This window comes from Okeania sp. SIO2F5 (assembly GCF_010692685.1).
Taxonomy (GTDB): Bacteria; Cyanobacteriota; Cyanobacteriia; order Cyanobacteriales; family Microcoleaceae; genus Okeania; species Okeania hirsuta.
Genome location: NZ_JAAHGU010000124.1, coordinates 4599 through 20561, shown reverse-complemented (window position 1 = coordinate 20561; position 15963 = coordinate 4599). Strand labels below are relative to the sequence as shown.

Here is a 15963-nt window from a genome sequence, read left to right as displayed (position 1 = left end):
GTTATTGTAAAAGTCATCGGGCAAAGAGGAAGCGATTTTCAAGAAAGCATTACGATGGTTGGGGTTGTTACTATCATAATACTTAACAAAATCAAGCAGTTTTGAGTCAGGAAATCTGGTATTATTCATGATTGGAATCCTTAAAAATAGTCAGGGTAGATTAGTTGCTAATCTCAGGTAAATTTATCCTGACCTTTTGTGTTCTACCTATACTTATCTATCGTGATTTTTGGGTTATGCAACTTGCCCAAAAATCATTGGAACTGGACAAATTATCAGAAGTGATTGAGCGGAAATTATTGAGATCAAACGTCCGAAAAAAATAGTGAGGGTAGATTAGTTGCTGAAGCAGGTTAATCAGAATAGTTTATATCGACTTTGTTGTATTAAAAGAGTTGATCCTACTAATACAATTTTTGATTTGTGCATTGACTCAATGTCAGGGTTTTAATAATACTGCCATCGGGTCAAATAATCCTAATCCAGCTAGATATGATAATTCATTATTGCTGATGAAATTATTGCTTAAAAAAAGATTTTTTTCATCATCCCGACGATCAACTAAACTAGGCAGTATTGTTTTTACCCCATTAACCATAACCTTGTTCCATTTGGGAAGCTCATTAGCAGCACCTTGATAATCTCCTTGATTGAGTTTTTCTACCAAAGTGCTATATTTGAATGTACCAATTCCTACGTTATAACAGAAAGATATTAAAGCATCAAACTGGTTTTGTGTAAGAGAAACTCTAATTAATTGATTAACTTCATCAGTAACCCGATCGACTTTATCTTGAAGGAATTTTCTGGCTTGCTCTATGCTAATTTCATCTCCTTGTTTCACCTTTTTACCATCAGGATATTCGGTAGTTCCATAACCAATACTCCATATTTCTACTGAGTTGAGATAAGCATCAAGAGATAATCCTTCCCATTTTTTGATTAGATTTAGGCAGTTTTGTGATCTTGTTAGTAGAGCTTGCATTATTTGACTCCTGTAAAATAGTAAAAGTAGATTAGTTGTTGGAATAGGTTAATTGTTATTGTAAAAGTCATCGGGCAAAGAGGAAGCGATTTTCAAGAAAGCATTACGATGGTTGGGGTTGTTACTATCATAATACTTAACAAAATCAAGCAGTTTTGAGTCAGGAAATCTGGTATTATTCATGATTGGAATCCTTAAAAATAGTCAGGGTAGATTAGTTGCTAATCTCAGGTAAATTTATCCTGACCTTTTGTGTTCTACCTATACTTATCTATCGTGATTTTTGGGTTATGCAACTTGCCCAAAAATCATTGGAACTGGACAAATTATCAGAAGTGATTGAGCGGAAATTATTGAGATCAAACGTCCGAAAAAAATAGTGAGGGTAGATTAGTTGCTGAAGCAGGTTAATCAGAATAGTTTATATCGACTTTGTTGTATTAAAAGAGTTGATCCTACTAATACAATTTTTGATTTGTGCATTGACTCAATGTCAGGGTTTTAATAATACTGCCATCGGGTCAAATAATCCTAATCCAGCTAGATATGATAATTCATTATTGCTGATGAAATTATTGCTTAAAAAAAGATTTTTTTCATCATCCCGACGATCAACTAAACTAGGCAGTATTGTTTTTACCCCATTAACCATAACCTTGTTCCATTTGGGAAGCTCATTAGCAGCACCTTGATAATCTCCTTGATTGAGTTTTTCTACCAAAGTGCTATATTTGAATGTACCAATTCCTACGTTATAACAGAAAGATATTAAAGCATCAAACTGGTTTTGTGTAAGAGAAACTCTAATTAATTGATTAACTTCATCAGTAACCCGATCGACTTTATCTTGAAGGAATTTTCTGGCTTGCTCTATGCTAATTTCATCTCCTTGTTTCACCTTTTTACCATCAGGATATTCGGTAGTTCCATAACCAATACTCCATATTTCTACTGAGTTGAGATAAGCATCAAGAGATAATCCTTCCCATTTTTTGATTAGATTTAGGCAGTTTTGTGATCTTGTTAGTAGAGCTTGCATTATTTGACTCCTGTAAAATAGTAAAAGTAGATTAGTTGTTGGAATAGGTTAATTAGAATAGTTTGTGTCTCAACCTTGTTCCATTACAAATAATCCTCATCCAGGTAGATTTGGTCTAACAAAAAATTGCATTAAATTGCACGTTGAATTTTAAACAAGCCTCAAAAACCATTCCACAATTGTCAATGTGTATTTTTTTGCACGTTCAGGGCAGGAACATAATTTTTTGTGTAAATTAATTCACATTGTAGTATTTGATCCAGAAATATCTAAAGATTAAATATCAGCACATTTCTACTTAAAAGACATGAAAATATATTAGCTACTATATAGCAATCCTAAATAATTTGTAAAAAATATATAGCACTTCCCATACTTGTGAGGTACAAAATTTTTTAGCTTTAGGAGTCAGGAGACAGGAGTCAGGAGACAGGAGTCAGGAGACAGGAGTTAAATATAAGGTGTATTATACCAAATTGATAAATTTTTCCTACAAATAGCTAGGATATTTCTTAGGAGTCAACCCACCCGCGTGCCCCTCCCAACCCACCCCTAACCCCTCCCAGGAGGGGAGGGGAAGTTAGGAGTCAGGAGTTAGGAGTCAAAATCAATGGCTTAAATACCATTTTTTAGGTGATAAATCATCCTTTTTGTCAAATGGCATATCCTGCATTTGTCTTTTTGTTCTTCTTACTATTCGTAACATTTTTTTTTGAATTGGTATTAGGTGTACCTCATGAGTCCGAGAAATGCTATAAGAACAAATAAAAACTATGAAATTCTGATATTTGTTGCCTATTTACTAATTCTCATATTTTTTTTCAGAACATATTTAGGATTACTTGTAATTTGAATATTATCGCTTTTCATCTCTTGATACTGTAAGAATTCGTCATATCATGTCCCGATAATTAGTGATCAAAAAACTTTATTCTACTCTTCCTTCTTCTTCCCACTCCTCCGTAGTTATTTATAACTATTCAACCGGACATAATATTAAGTTATCGTTATATCAATAACCAGAGATAGTGAAGCTTGAATAAAAATCATGAATAAAGAAATATTTGACCACATATACTCTCATTTGCCAGAAAGTGAAAAACAAATACTGCACTTGCGTTTATCCAATCAAAAATATCAACAAATTGCTCAGATAATGAATTGTGACCAATCTAATGTAGGTCGAAAATTAAAAGCGATCGCTGCTAAATTCAACTATTCAGAATCTAGTCTGGAGCGGGAAGAATATTTAGTGAAAATATTTAGCCAATATAAACCTGATTTAGTTAGTGATGAGTTACGGAATTATTATGGTTTTCATATCAGTCAAGTTGTCATTCCTGGTAGACCAGAAAAATTAGATTCTCCTTTTTATATACAACGTTATCGAATTAGACGTTGTTCTGTGGAGTCTGAATGTTACGGAGAAATAGAAAAACCAGGTTCTTTAGTCAGAATAAAAGCACCGAAAAAAATGGGTAAAACTTCTCTACTTCAACGGATACAAGCCCAAGCTAATCAAAATAATTATATTCCTGTTTATTTGAGATTTGACACTCTGATTGAACCCCAAAATATCAGCAATATTAATAGTTTCATCAAAGCATTTAATAAAAATATAAAAAGTCGATTTACTGATGCGCCAGAGGGAAATTCCTGGGATGATGATAATGCAAAAATATCTTGTACTCAAGAATTGAAAGCCTTGTTATTTCATTTAGAAAAAAAACTAGTATTACTATTAGATGAAGTCGATGAAATTTTCAACTACCCAGAAATATCTAAAAACTTTTTTACCATGTTAAGAAGTTGGTATGAAGAAAGTAATAATTTTGAAATTTGGGGAAATCTCAGAATGGTAATTGCTTATTCCACAGAATATCATGGCAAATTAGATATTTATCAATCTCCTTTTAATGTAGGTTTACCCATAGAATTAAAAGAATTTACATCAGAGCAGGTAACTCAATTAACATATTTACATCAACTTGACCCAGAAATAGTAACTCCTTTAATGTCTATGGTGGGAGGACATCCTTATCTGATCAGATTAGCGTTATACAAAATGTTTCAGGATGAATTGACAATTGAAGAACTATTAAAATATGCCCCTACTGAAACTGGAATTTATCAAGAACATTTAAGTAGACATTTAGAAACTATGGCAGAAAAGTCAAAAATAAAAGTAGTTTTTCAGGAAATTTTAAAAGCTAATTCTCCAGTACGTTTACCTAATAAAAATCGTGAGGTACATCAATTAGAAGCTATGGGATTAATTACAATTAAAGGTGATTATGCTCAACCTCGCTGTAATTTATATCGACAATATTTTCACGAACGTTGAGAAGAAGGAGACAGGAGACAGGAGACAGGAGATGGAAAAAGGAGTCAGGAGACAGGAGTCAGGAGACAGGAGATGGAAGAAGGAGTCAGGAGACAGGAGTCAGGAGACAGGAGTCAGGAGACAGGAGTTAGAATTATGCTTTTTGGAACGTAGTTTGAAGAAGGAGTTAATAGTCAGAATGAAAAGAGAACCTGCTAAAAACTTTCGAGATTTAATAGTTTGGCAAAAAGCACATTAACTTGTTTTAGAAGTCTATGGTTTTAGCAGCAATTTCCCAAAAACAGATTTTTGAATATTGCACAAGGTTCATTAGAAGAAAAGAAGAAAATCGGTATTACCTAATTCTAGCAAATGACCTTGAATCTAGAGATATTTCAAAAGTTATATTGTATCTCAAAGAAGTAAGTAAACTATTAGATTCATATATCAACGTAATTGAAAAACCCAGGTAATCTCTCATACCAATTTTAAAAAAAATGCTATAGTTAAGTGGTACTTCAATTATTAAGTAATTAACACAGACTGAATAACTTTTTTGATAATTAGCACCCTAGTTATTGTTAATTATTCTTATGTTTAATACCAGTTTTAAAAAATAATTTTACGAATAATAAGCGTCAACTAAAATCTTTCATCTAAATGTACAAGGTATTACAATTGATAATTTAATGGTAAAAAATGATGATAATAGCAGCTTCTACTGACTACTGACTATTGACTATTGACTACTATAAGCAGTCCAAATATTTGTAACAAACATTTTCAAATTGGTATAATTCCCCTCCTGGGAGGGGTTAGGGGTAGGTTTCCCGCAATGGGAAAATGTAGCAAACATTGATCGCGCTTGGTATAACACCTAATACCTCTTCCTCCTGTCTCCTGACTCCTTCTGAAACAGACTTCCTACTCCTTTTTCCTCCTGTCTCCTGACTCCTGTCTCCTGACTCCTTCTCAAACTGAAAAACACCAACTAAAATTTAAAAAAAATCATGAATTATCAATCAAGTGGAGGGAGTTTATCAGCAAATAATCCCACTTATGTAGTCAGAAAACAAGATGGAGAATTATCTCAAAAACTCCAAGCAGGAGAATATTGTTATGTATTTAATGCTCGTCAAATGGGTAAGTCTAGTTTGAGGGTAAGAGTGATGAAAGAATTACGCTCTCAAGGTTGTCAATGTATCCCTATTGACATGACTAGATTATGTGATTTTTCCATAGAAAAACAATCTTGGTATGAGGGTTTTTTCAGAGAAATATTTTATGGATGTGAGTTAGACAATAGTATCAATTATCAACAGTGGATAATCAGTCATCAAAATTTGACTAATCTTCAACGTTTTGCTCAGTTTATTGAAGAAATTTTATTTGTTAATTTTCCTAATCCTCAAAAAATATATATTTTTCTTGATGAAATTGATGTACTGGTAAATTGCCCTTTTAAAAATGAAATTTTAGCTTTTATTCGCTCTTGTTATAATCGTCGCGCTGAGGATGAAAAATCTGATTATCATCGCCTAATTTTTTGTTTTTTTGGAGTGGCGACTCCGGAGGATTTAATTAGAGATGGAAAACATACTCCTTTTAATATTGGTCATCCAATTGAATTAACAGAGTTAACTTTTGCAGATGGAAAAATATTAACTCAGGGATTAGATGGAATAGTAGAAGCACCGGAAATTGTTTTGCAAAAAGTTTTTGATTGGAGCGGAGGTCAACCTTTTTTAACTCAAAAAATTTGTCAAATTATTGTTGATTATGCAGAGGATTATGAACCAGATGTTGATCAGTTGGTAGAGGAACATATTTTGACTTATTGGGAAGAGAAAGATAATCCCACTCATTTAAAATATATGCACGATTATTTAGTTAATCATGGTCAACTTGCTCCTCAATTACTGAAATTATATAAAAAAATTCTCTTGCAAGGAGAAATTAAAGCTAATAATAGTCGAATTCAAATGGCTTTGCGGTTGTCTGGTGTAGTTATTAAAAAACAGGATAAATTAGTTATTTTTAATAAAATTTATCGGACAATTTTTAATCTAGATTGGGTGGCAGAAAAATTAGCTTATTTAGAAAGTAATCTAGAGCAACCTCAACCAAAACCTAAAAAATTAGGAATGAGTGTAGTTTTTGCTAGTTTGGCATGGGTGGGAGTTATTGGTTTTAGAAGTTTAGGTTGGCTACAAAATTTAGAGTTAAATGAGTACGACCGCTTAATGCGATGGCGACCTCCAGAACAGCCAGACCCTAATATTTTAATTGTTGAAGCTACGGCAAAAGATATTAATAAATATGGTATTGGTAGTGACTTAACTGATGAAGTTTTGGCTGAGGTAATAGCCAAGTTAGAAAGTCATCAACCTACAATTATCGGTTTAGACTTTTGGAGAGAAAAACCTTTACCTTCTGAATCTGGTTATCAAAAGTTATTAAAAATTTTGAGTAATAATCAGAAAATAGTTGCTGTTTGTAGTACTAGCGAATATCACGACAATAAACCTGGTACTAAACCTCCTGAAGGAGTACCAGAAAAACGTTTAGGTTTTACTGATGTTGTTGTCGATAATGGTCAAGTTGATGTTTTCCGTCGCCATTTAATGTTTATGGGAAAACAGGCAGAAGACCCTTGTCAAACAGAGTATTCATTAAGTGCTAGGGTTGCTTTTAATTATTTGGAAAGTAAAGGATTTAAAGAAGAAGATATTACCGCAGGAAATTTTAAAGTTGGTGATGTTATTTTTAAGAAGCTTGTGGAAAGACAAGGTATTTATCAAAAAGTTGATGCTGGTGGGTTTCAAGTTTTACTTAATTATAGAAATGCCGATATGGTGGCTAATTATATTAGTATTTCAGATATTTTGTCTGGGGAATTTGATGGTTTTTTAGTTAGGGATAAAATTGTGCTTATTGGTAGTACAGACCCTTATGCTAGCGATCAATTTTATACTCCTTATAGTTATGTTGAAACTGTTTCTCAGAAGCAAATATCTGGAGTTGTTTTACACGCACATCAAGTTAGTCAAATTATTAGGGCAGTTTTGGATGGTAGACCTTTAATTACGTTTTGGAGTTGGTGGGTAGATTTGTTATGGATTTTTTGTTATTCTGTTTTGGGTAGTGTGATAAGTTATTGTTTTCGTCGAGTTTTATTGTTTTTCTTATTTATAGCAGGAAATATTATTATTTTATATTCAGTTAGTTTGTTTTGTTTTACTCAAGGTTTTGTGCTGCCTTTAGTGCCGTCTATTTTGGCGTTTATGATTAGTGGTGTTGCTGTTTTCTTGGTTAATATTTAGTAGTTATATCATGTCCGGTTGAACAGTTATAAATAAACGACTAAGGAGTCAGTCCTCAGGAGTCAGGAGGGAAGAAAGAAGAAGTAAAGAGAAACTTTTTTTGATTACTAATTATACGGACATGATATTAATATTAGCGAGTTATACCAATCGGAACCTAAAGATATACTCAAGTTATGATATAGTCGATATTTAAAATTTTAGCCAACAGGTAATTTTAGTTATCAGTTATCAGTTTCTAGTCTAAGATTTGTCATTAGTCTATGTCGTAACTAAATAATTGGATTGATAGAGATTCTCATCCCAGTCAACACATACATCAAAATAATTAGACATCTCCTCCACGCATAGGCAGTAGGCAGTAGGGAGAAAGAATTGATAATTTATGTGTGATAATTGATTTTATTTTTGATTTTTACCGAAAAATTGTGGGTATGCGCCTCCCCTTTTAAGGGGATAATAAGCGGTCGTTAGCGCAGCTTCCCGTAGGGTGGGATGGCGTTTGCTACCGCAAAGCTTTCCGTTCCGGAATGCTACCGCAAACGCTAACAGCGGAGCGGCTCTGTCACTCTTCGGGTCTCCTCGCCATATCCAATCGACCAAGAGAAGAAAAATTTTCATGATTATTCAATCCTCTTCTTTTCAAGGAGAACTAATAATTAATAATTAATTATTAATTATTAATTGTTGAACAGATGTCTATTTGGTTGATAGAGATTCTCATCCCATTAAACATTCACACTCCCATTAACCAGGGTTGTTTCATTAAATATGAAACGTATTGGGGGAGTGAGTTTAGGAAGTATGGGTTAGTGGGAGATATGGGAAAATCGAACTCCCAAACAGTTAATTCAACCCTTATAGTTGTAGTTTTTCTCTATGCTCCCCACATTCCCCTGCTACCGGATTTGATATTAATATCAAATCCGTTTAATTGGACATAAAAAAAATCTTCAATCGTCATAACTACCCTCATCTTTGTAATTCTTTCTCCTCCTGACTCCTGTCTCCTGACTTCCCCTCCACCGGAGGGGTTAGGGGTGGGTTGACTCCTCCTAACTTAACCATTCTATGGCTGTTTAACCGGATTTGATATAACCCATAACGAAAAAGAGGTGTTGGTAAAGCGCGTGTATGATATTAATCTTAATTACTTAGGAGTCAACCCACCCCTCGCCCCTCCCCCTCCCAGGAAGGGAAGTCAGTTGGACCGAGTCAGGAGGAAAGAAAGAAGAATAAACAGGAGTAGAAGGAGAAAGTTTTTTGTTCACTAATTATCCAGGCATGATATCATACCTCAAATCACCAACGCCCGAAAAAGATAAAAAAAACCAGTAAGAACTAGAATAAACCAAAACTCTATTCCATACTGCCAAAACAACACCATAAACTCCGTTATGTGGCATCAGTATATCCGACAAGAAGTTCAAATCCATCTCAAAAACTTTATATATCCACTGCTAAGACCAAAACGTGTAGCAGTCTTTGAAGCTTGCTTAATCGGAATCGTATCAGGATTAGCAGCAGTCATACTAAAAGAAGGTGCAGGATGGCTAGGTAGTTTGCGTATAGCTGCATCCCTCAAATATCCACCTTGGCTATTATTACCAATTTTTGGCGCGGTTGGAGGACTTGTGGCAGGTTTATTAGTAGAACGTTTAGCACCAGAAGCAGGAGGAAGTGGAGTACCCCAAGTCAAAGCTGCCCTCTCAGGTATGCGCATTCCCTTAAACTTCCCGATCGCCATGGTCAAAATGTTCACTACCATCCTGACAGTAGGTTCTGGATTAACATTAGGGCGACAAGGCCCAACAGTGCAAATAGGTGCATCCTTAGCAGCTTGGATCAGTCGTTTAGTTCCCACTTCTCCAAGTTACCGTCGTCAGTTAATTGCTTGTGGTGCTGCTGCTGGGTTAGCTGCTGGTTTCAACGCTCCCATCGCCGGAGTTTTATTTGTAGTAGAAGACCTAATGCACGATGTTTCTGGTATCACCTTGGGGCCAGCAATTATTGCTTCTTTCGTCGGTGCAGTTGTTTCCCAAATGCTAGGGGGAGAAAGTTTATACTTAGATAAGAGCAGTTACTTAGATACCTCAATTACAGGATTTTTACACCTCAAAGAAATTCCTTTTTACATAATTTTGGGAATGTTAGCAGGTTTATTAGGGACAGTATTTAGTCGAGGAATTATTGCGACTTCCATATTTCAGCGCCAACTAAAATTAACATTACCTTGGCGAATAGCTATCACAGGATTAATTAGTGGTTTAATTATCGCATCTTTACCAGAATCATTTCGTAACCATACTGGTTTAAGAGAATTGCTAGGCAGTAACGAAGCCAACTTAAAATGGAGTTTCATTGCTTTTGCCGAACACTTTCTCTTAACAATATTTGCCGCCAGTTCTGCTGCCCCGGGCGGATTTTTTGCTCCATCCTTAGTTATTGGATCTGCCCTGGGTCAGATAGTTGGAATTTGCCAAAGTAATGTAGTCGGCATCGAACAACCAACAATTTTTGCTCTAGCAGGAATGGGGGCATTCTTTTGTGCTGTCTCAAGATCACCCATGACAGCAGTAGTAATTATTTTTGAGAAGACACAAGATTTTCGCTTAGTGTTGCCACTAATGATTGTTTCTATTGTCGCTTTATTGATGGCAGAAAAGATAGATAAGAAGTCTTTGTCCGACCGGGTTTTAGATTTCAAAGGTCTACAACTTAAGAAGGAGAAGTCAGCAAATGATTATTTGAGCAATATTCGTGCGGATGAAGTCATGCACACTCCTGTAGAAACTCTTGATTTTAATTTAACTTTGGATGAGGTAAAGCAGAAGTTTTCTAATTCCCATCATCGAGGTTTTCCAGCGCTTGATGATAGTGGCTTGCTCGTAGGTATTGTCACTCAGACAGATTTAGCTTACACTCGCAAACGCGAACTTTCTGGAGACACCCTATTAAAAGATTTTATGACACCTCATCCCATGACAGTTAAAACTACAGATAATCTCAGCGAAGTTTTGTATCTTTTACATCAATACAAACTTAGTCGTTTACCTGTGATGGAAGGTCGTCATTTGGTAGGAATTATCACTGATACTGATATTATCCGAATAGAATCTGAACAAATAGGTAAGACAAATCTGGGAACTCATAGTCAAAAACCTTCTTATATAGTTTATCAAACGCGATCACCTCAAATAGGGAATGGTCGATTATTAGTACCATTAAGTAATCCTAGTACCGCCCCCGCATTACTAAAACTCGCCGCTGTCATCGCCCGGCAACGCAACTATGAATTAGAATGTTTACAAGTTCTAATTGTGCCTCGTCAAAGTTCCCCAGATGAGACTGTCGTAGATACAACTAAGAGTCGTCGTTTATTAGCAATGGCAGAGCGCATAGCTAAGGATTTGAAAATTCCTATGCACACTCAAATTCGGGTTGGTCACGATGTTGCTGATACTATTTTGGAAACTATTAAGGAAAGACATATATCTCTAATACTGATGGGTTGGAAGGGTGACTATTCTGCTTCTGGTCGTGTTTTTGGCAGTATTGTGGATACTCTGATGCGACAAGCTATTTGTGAAGTAATAGTAGTGAAATGGGGAGCTAGAAAGTTAAAAGAGGAAGAAATATTCAAAGGTATTACTAAGACTAATGAAAGATTTGAAGCAGACCGGGATAATCTTGTTTCTGATAATATGTATTCTTTTTTAGGATGGCGACGGTGGTTAGTACCCATTCGAGATATTCCTACACAAGCAGCAGCAGTAAAGCTTTTGCCTGCCTTGGTTTCTTTGAGTGTGAAGCCAGAAATTCTCTTATGTCAGGTTTTAACTAAGTCTGTTGTTAAGCCTAATATTGAGGAAATGAAACAAGCAGCAAAGATTCTTCAAAATCGCTTGGATACAGAAGTTATGGCTACTGTAGTCTGTGCTACTTCTGTTTCAATTGCTGTAGTTGATTTGGCTGATGCTCATAACTGTGACGTTGTAGTTATTGGTGCTAGTAAGGAAGGATTTTTGAAACAAGCAATTAATGGCAATATTCCAGAGGCGATCGCTCGTGGTTGTGATTGTACTGTAATTCTGGTGCGGACTGCTTATAGTGAATGATATCTGATCGGGAGATGGGGAGATGGGGAGATGGGGAGATGAGAGTATTTTTCTACCTGCAAGGGAAGCTACCAGGTTTGCTATTGGGCGACGCGGGGTCTCATATCAAATCCGGATGATTAGTTATCGTATAGCGCTGTGCGCAGGGAACAGGCAACAGGGAACAGGGAACAGGGGGAATAAATTGCCGATAATATAATACTTCTAGCTCTTTTGCCCCTACTACAATTTGTAAATATACCAGCGCTCATTGCTATATAGCTGAGGAGTCAGGAGTCAACCCACCCCTCGCCCCTCCCCCTCCGGTGGAGGGGAACGACCGAGTCAGGAGAAAGAAAGGATTTGAATAGCATGAATTTTTAAATTCGTATTCAATAGACATCTCCTCGAAAAGAGGGAGCAGGAAGTAGGGACGTTGCATGCAACGTCCGTACAGAGTAGGGGAAATAATTGATAATTTATGGATAATAATTAATTTGATTTTTGATTATTGGAGATGTTTAATAGAAAATCTGTATTAAGATAAAGTAATTTTGCGATTACTGTATAACCGGATTTTATATCATCCGCTTTTTCCCCATTCTCGTTCCTGAATTTCCACAACTTCCTCAGGCTGAGGACGGAAGCCAAAAGCACATACCGCGTCCAAAGATACGATCGGGGGTTCTATAAGATTTTAGTTATTGGACACCTCCTGCAATTTGTAAATATGCCAGCGCACATTGCTATATGATTTAAATGCGTAACAATTTAGCACTACGGATTTAGGGCCTGGAGATTTTTTAATTTTGCTTCCTGAATAATTCCGCAGGGAAAAACTTAGTTACAGATTAATTCTAACTTATGACTTGCCTATAGCGCTATAATATTTGCCCAATATCTATACAACTTTATCAAATCTTTATACTCAAGGGTGTTTTTGATAAAGATTTGATGAAGATTGTTGCTTTTGTGAATATACAGGTTGATATCAGCTTTTATTTATGTCTATACTGTGAACTATTGATTTTGCTGAGAAAGTAATTTCAATAGGGGGTGCTTCACAAAGATGAAATATTAACTCAAGGTAATTTACGATTATGGATCAACAGGAATTTCCTCAAGTAGAGACGGATAAAGAGGATTACGCACCGGGTGAAACGGTGACTATTAGCGCGACTGGATTTGAACTAGGTTCAACGATTAAGTTTGAGATTGAAGATGACCCTGCTGATCCTGGAGATGATGGGGATGTGGATGCATATGATCCTATTGAAGTCACTGATGGAGGCGAAGGTGACCTGGATGGTACAGAGAATGGTCAGGTAGTGACAACCTGGGAAGTACCGACAGATAATAATGGTACTGGCTTGGGTCCACCAGATGCGTTGAATGCAACGTTAAATTTGACTGCGACGGGAAGTAATGGTGAGGTTGCGACGACGACTTTCACAGATTCTTTTCCTCCTAGCGCCCCGTCACTCACAGAAATCGGTAAATATCTCGTTGTTGCGATGGGAGATGATGCCGATGTCGGCCGGGCATTCCAGATGTCCAATTCTGAGATTGGTGCAAATCGGGATGTTCTCTCTGATAGCAGTGACCCAGATTTCTCTGTAACCGATGGAGGATTTCCTAATCTCCTGGATGTATTTAAGGATCGCAGCAGTAGCGGTACTCGTTGGAATACCAGTACAAACCCAAATACAGTTTCCGTTTCAGATGATGGTAATCTTGAAGTAGTTAGTCCAGGACAGGGCATTGACTACTCTGGTGAAGTTGCCCTGACATCGAACAATGGGCGCTTCGACTTTTCCAACTCCTTAGTTTTTGCTGATGTTGGTATTCAAGGAGTTAGAAATAATCCAGCACAGGGAACTTCAAATAGCTTTCATGCTGATATTGGAGAAACTACCCAATCCCAATCAGATTCACTTGGCCTAGGTAGCGGTGCAACAGGCGGAAATGACTTCACATCCTTACTAGATGAACTTAACGATTGGAAAACATTTATTGAAGGATTATCTGCTGAAGAAACCATTACTAACCTTTCGCCTTTTCAAAATAACGAAGCAAGGAATGGCGTTATTGAAGGTACGTCTGGTCGTGGACTTGTTACAACCTACGATGCTAGTAATGACACGAACAACGATGGAATTGTTGTCATTGACATTAACTTAGGTGACAACGACTTTAACCTCACAAATTTAGATTGGGCAATTCTTGCTGATGATGGTGTTGTTCCCATTTTCAGGTTGCGCAACGGCAGCAATATGTTGATGAGCAATGTCAGCATTTTGGTTGATAACGACGATGGCTCTGATCTGGGGGCACTTTTCTACTCTGGCTATGAGGGCAGTGGTAGTGGTGACACAGTTTTCAGTGGTGACAACATTGTTCTTAATGGCGTTGGCCTATGGGACTTGAACGAAGTTGGAGAAGGCGGTGACCTCAAGACTCAAATTACTATCAATAACGGTCAGGGTTGTGCCCATTTCATCAGCCAGAAGGTCGATTTTCAGAACAACCGCTGGGTTCATTGTGTTCCAGGTGTGGAAGAGCCAGATATCCTCGACTTTGGTGATCTACAGGACACAAATTCAAGCACTGGTACAGGCAACTATCAGACACTTTTGGCCAATGGTGGTCCTAGCCATGTCATTAACCCAAATATCCAAATTGGTGCATTAATTGATGATGAGACAGACGGTCAACCTAGTGCCAATGCTGATGGTGATGGTAATGATGAAGATGGTGTAACCATCCCCACATTGACAGCTGGTGAGAATGCAACGTTCGAGGTTGATGTCACCAACAATACGGGTAGTGATGCAACTCTCTATGGTTTCATTGACTGGAACAACGATGGTGATTTTGATGATACAGGTGAAACAGCTACCACAACAGTCAGTGATGGTACGACTAACGGTACTGCCAACTTGAACTTCTCCGTACCCAATGGTGCAGCTACTGATACACCGGTAGGTGCTCGTTTCCGCTTGAGTACAGACAGTGGTCTTGATGCAACAGGGGCAGCTAGCGATGGCGAGGTAGAAGATTATCTAGTTACTGTTCAAGAAGAACCCGCCAGCCTGGGTGACTTCGTATTTGAAGACCTGGATGGCGATGGTATTCAAGATAATGGAGAACCTGGTGTTGAGAATGTAACCGTTACCCTGACAGGTGGTGGTCCCAATGGCGTAATTGGTACTGGTGGCGATGACACCACCGTCACAACCACCACCAATAACACGGGCTTCTACGAATTCACAAACCTTAACCCTGGTGAAGAGTATCAGGTCACCTTCAGTCTACCTTCAGGCTTCGATTCCTTTACCACTCCAAATGCAGGCAATAATGATGAAATCGACTCTGATGCCGATTCCATCACAGGTGTAACTCCTATCGTTACCCTAGCTGCTGGAGAGAATAACGACAGTATTGATGCTGGCTTAGTAGACATTCTCCCCACTATCACAGTGGAAAAACTGAATGATGCCAACAATGACGGCCAATTCACCGACAACGAAGAAACCACACCAGGAGACACAGTTACCTTCCAGGGAACAATTACCAATACCTCAGATGTAGAAGTCACCATCGACTCCATCACGGATGACATGCATCAAGACGGTATAGATAATTCTTCCTCAGTCGATGCCTTACTGAATACAACCCTAGCTCCTGGAGCAACAGCCACCTTCACATTTGAAGGCACAATTGATGATGTAGAAAATCTGACAGAAATTAACACTCTGACAGTAAATGTTTCCGATGCCCAGGATAATCCAGCGAGCGCTGAGGATACATCCACCGTCACCACTCCTGACATTCTCCCCACTATCACAGTGGAAAAACTGAATGATGCCAACAATGACGGCCAATTCACCGACAACGAAGAAACCACACCAGGAGACACAGTTACCTTCCAGGGAACAATTACCAATACCTCAGATGTAGAAGTCACCATCGACTCCATCACGGATGACATGCATCAAGACGGTATAGATAATTCTTCCTCAGTCGATGCCTTACTGAATACAACCCTAGCTCCTGGAGCAACAGCCACCTTCACATTTGAAGGCACAATTGATGATGTAGAAAATCTGACAGAAATTAACACTCTGACAGTAAATGTTTCCGATGCCCAGGATAATCCAGCGAGCGCTGAGGATACATCCACCGTCACCACTCCT

The 15963-nt window shown here is 37.5% G+C and carries 9 protein-coding genes; 5 read left to right on the top strand and 4 right to left on the bottom strand.

All coding sequences use genetic code 11. From position 1 onward, the window contains the following. Positions 1–439: 439 nt before the first annotated feature. The 3 genes from F6K27_RS26100 to F6K27_RS26090 all read right to left on the bottom strand — a co-directional run bounded on the left by F6K27_RS26100 (position 440) and on the right by F6K27_RS26090 (position 2024). The gene (locus F6K27_RS26100; RefSeq protein WP_287284660.1) at positions 440–985 is read right to left on the bottom strand and encodes a lysozyme; all 546 of its coding nucleotides are present in this window, start codon (positions 983–985) and stop codon (positions 440–442) included. A 48-nt stretch (positions 986–1033) separates the two neighbouring features. Beyond that, positions 1034–1168 carry a hypothetical protein gene (locus F6K27_RS26095; protein WP_287284663.1) on the bottom strand — a complete coding sequence of 45 codons (135 nt, stop codon included), beginning with the start codon at positions 1166–1168 and terminating at the stop codon, positions 1034–1036. A gap of 310 nt (positions 1169–1478) precedes the next feature. After that, positions 1479–2024, bottom strand: a complete 546-nt coding sequence (locus F6K27_RS26090) for a lysozyme (RefSeq protein ID WP_287284660.1) — start codon at positions 2022–2024, stop codon at positions 1479–1481. 1048 nt (positions 2025–3072) lie between these two features. Between F6K27_RS26090 and F6K27_RS26085 the strand changes: the two genes are divergently transcribed. The 3 genes from F6K27_RS26085 to F6K27_RS26075 all read left to right on the top strand — a co-directional run bounded on the left by F6K27_RS26085 (position 3073) and on the right by F6K27_RS26075 (position 7670). After that, a complete protein-coding gene (locus tag F6K27_RS26085) occupies positions 3073–4368 on the top strand; it encodes an AAA-like domain-containing protein (RefSeq protein ID WP_287279155.1) in 1296 nt (431 codons plus the stop codon). Further along, on the top strand, positions 4319–4606 hold the full coding sequence (locus F6K27_RS26080; RefSeq protein ID WP_287279154.1) for a hypothetical protein: 288 nt from the start codon (positions 4319–4321) through the stop codon (positions 4604–4606). Before F6K27_RS26085 ends, F6K27_RS26080 begins: the two co-directional genes overlap by 50 nt. 751 nt (positions 4607–5357) lie before the next feature. Beyond that, positions 5358–7670 carry a CHASE2 domain-containing protein gene (locus F6K27_RS26075; protein ID WP_287279153.1) on the top strand — a complete coding sequence of 771 codons (2313 nt, stop codon included), beginning with the start codon at positions 5358–5360 and terminating at the stop codon, positions 7668–7670. A 1274-nt stretch (positions 7671–8944) separates the two neighbouring features. On the opposite strand, the gene F6K27_RS26070 is transcribed toward F6K27_RS26075, so the two are convergent. After that, on the bottom strand, positions 8945–9076 hold the full coding sequence (locus tag F6K27_RS26070) for a hypothetical protein (RefSeq protein WP_287279152.1): 132 nt from the start codon (positions 9074–9076) through the stop codon (positions 8945–8947). On the opposite strand from F6K27_RS26070, the gene F6K27_RS26065 reads away from it, so the two are divergent. Together F6K27_RS26065 and F6K27_RS26060 are read left to right on the top strand one after the other, a co-directional pair. After that, a complete protein-coding gene (locus F6K27_RS26065) occupies positions 9068–11788 on the top strand; it encodes a chloride channel protein (RefSeq protein ID WP_287279151.1) in 2721 nt (906 codons plus the stop codon). The two genes, F6K27_RS26070 and F6K27_RS26065, sit on opposite strands and share 9 nt — an antisense overlap. 1079 nt (positions 11789–12867) lie before the next feature. Continuing rightward, positions 12868–15963, top strand: a 3096-nt coding sequence (locus tag F6K27_RS26060) for an SdrD B-like domain-containing protein (protein ID WP_287279150.1), incomplete at its 3' end; no start/stop codon positions are given.

Excerpts from the sequence above, each read along its gene's own strand:
- F6K27_RS26100 (WP_287284660.1), bottom strand. The coding sequence starts at position 985 with ATGCAAGCTCTACTAACAAGATCACAAAACTGCCTAAATCTAATCAAA.
- F6K27_RS26095 (WP_287284663.1), bottom strand. The coding sequence starts at position 1,168 with ATGAATAATACCAGATTTCCTGACTCAAAACTGCTTGATTTTGTTAAG.
- F6K27_RS26090 (WP_287284660.1), bottom strand. The coding sequence starts at position 2,024 with ATGCAAGCTCTACTAACAAGATCACAAAACTGCCTAAATCTAATCAAA.
- F6K27_RS26085 (WP_287279155.1), top strand. The coding sequence starts at position 3,073 with ATGAATAAAGAAATATTTGACCACATATACTCTCATTTGCCAGAAAGT.
- F6K27_RS26080 (WP_287279154.1), top strand. The coding sequence starts at position 4,319 with ATGCTCAACCTCGCTGTAATTTATATCGACAATATTTTCACGAACGTT.
- F6K27_RS26075 (WP_287279153.1), top strand. The coding sequence starts at position 5,358 with ATGAATTATCAATCAAGTGGAGGGAGTTTATCAGCAAATAATCCCACT.
- F6K27_RS26065 (WP_287279151.1), top strand. The coding sequence starts at position 9,068 with ATGTGGCATCAGTATATCCGACAAGAAGTTCAAATCCATCTCAAAAAC.
- F6K27_RS26070 (WP_287279152.1), bottom strand. The coding sequence starts at position 9,076 with ATGCCACATAACGGAGTTTATGGTGTTGTTTTGGCAGTATGGAATAGA.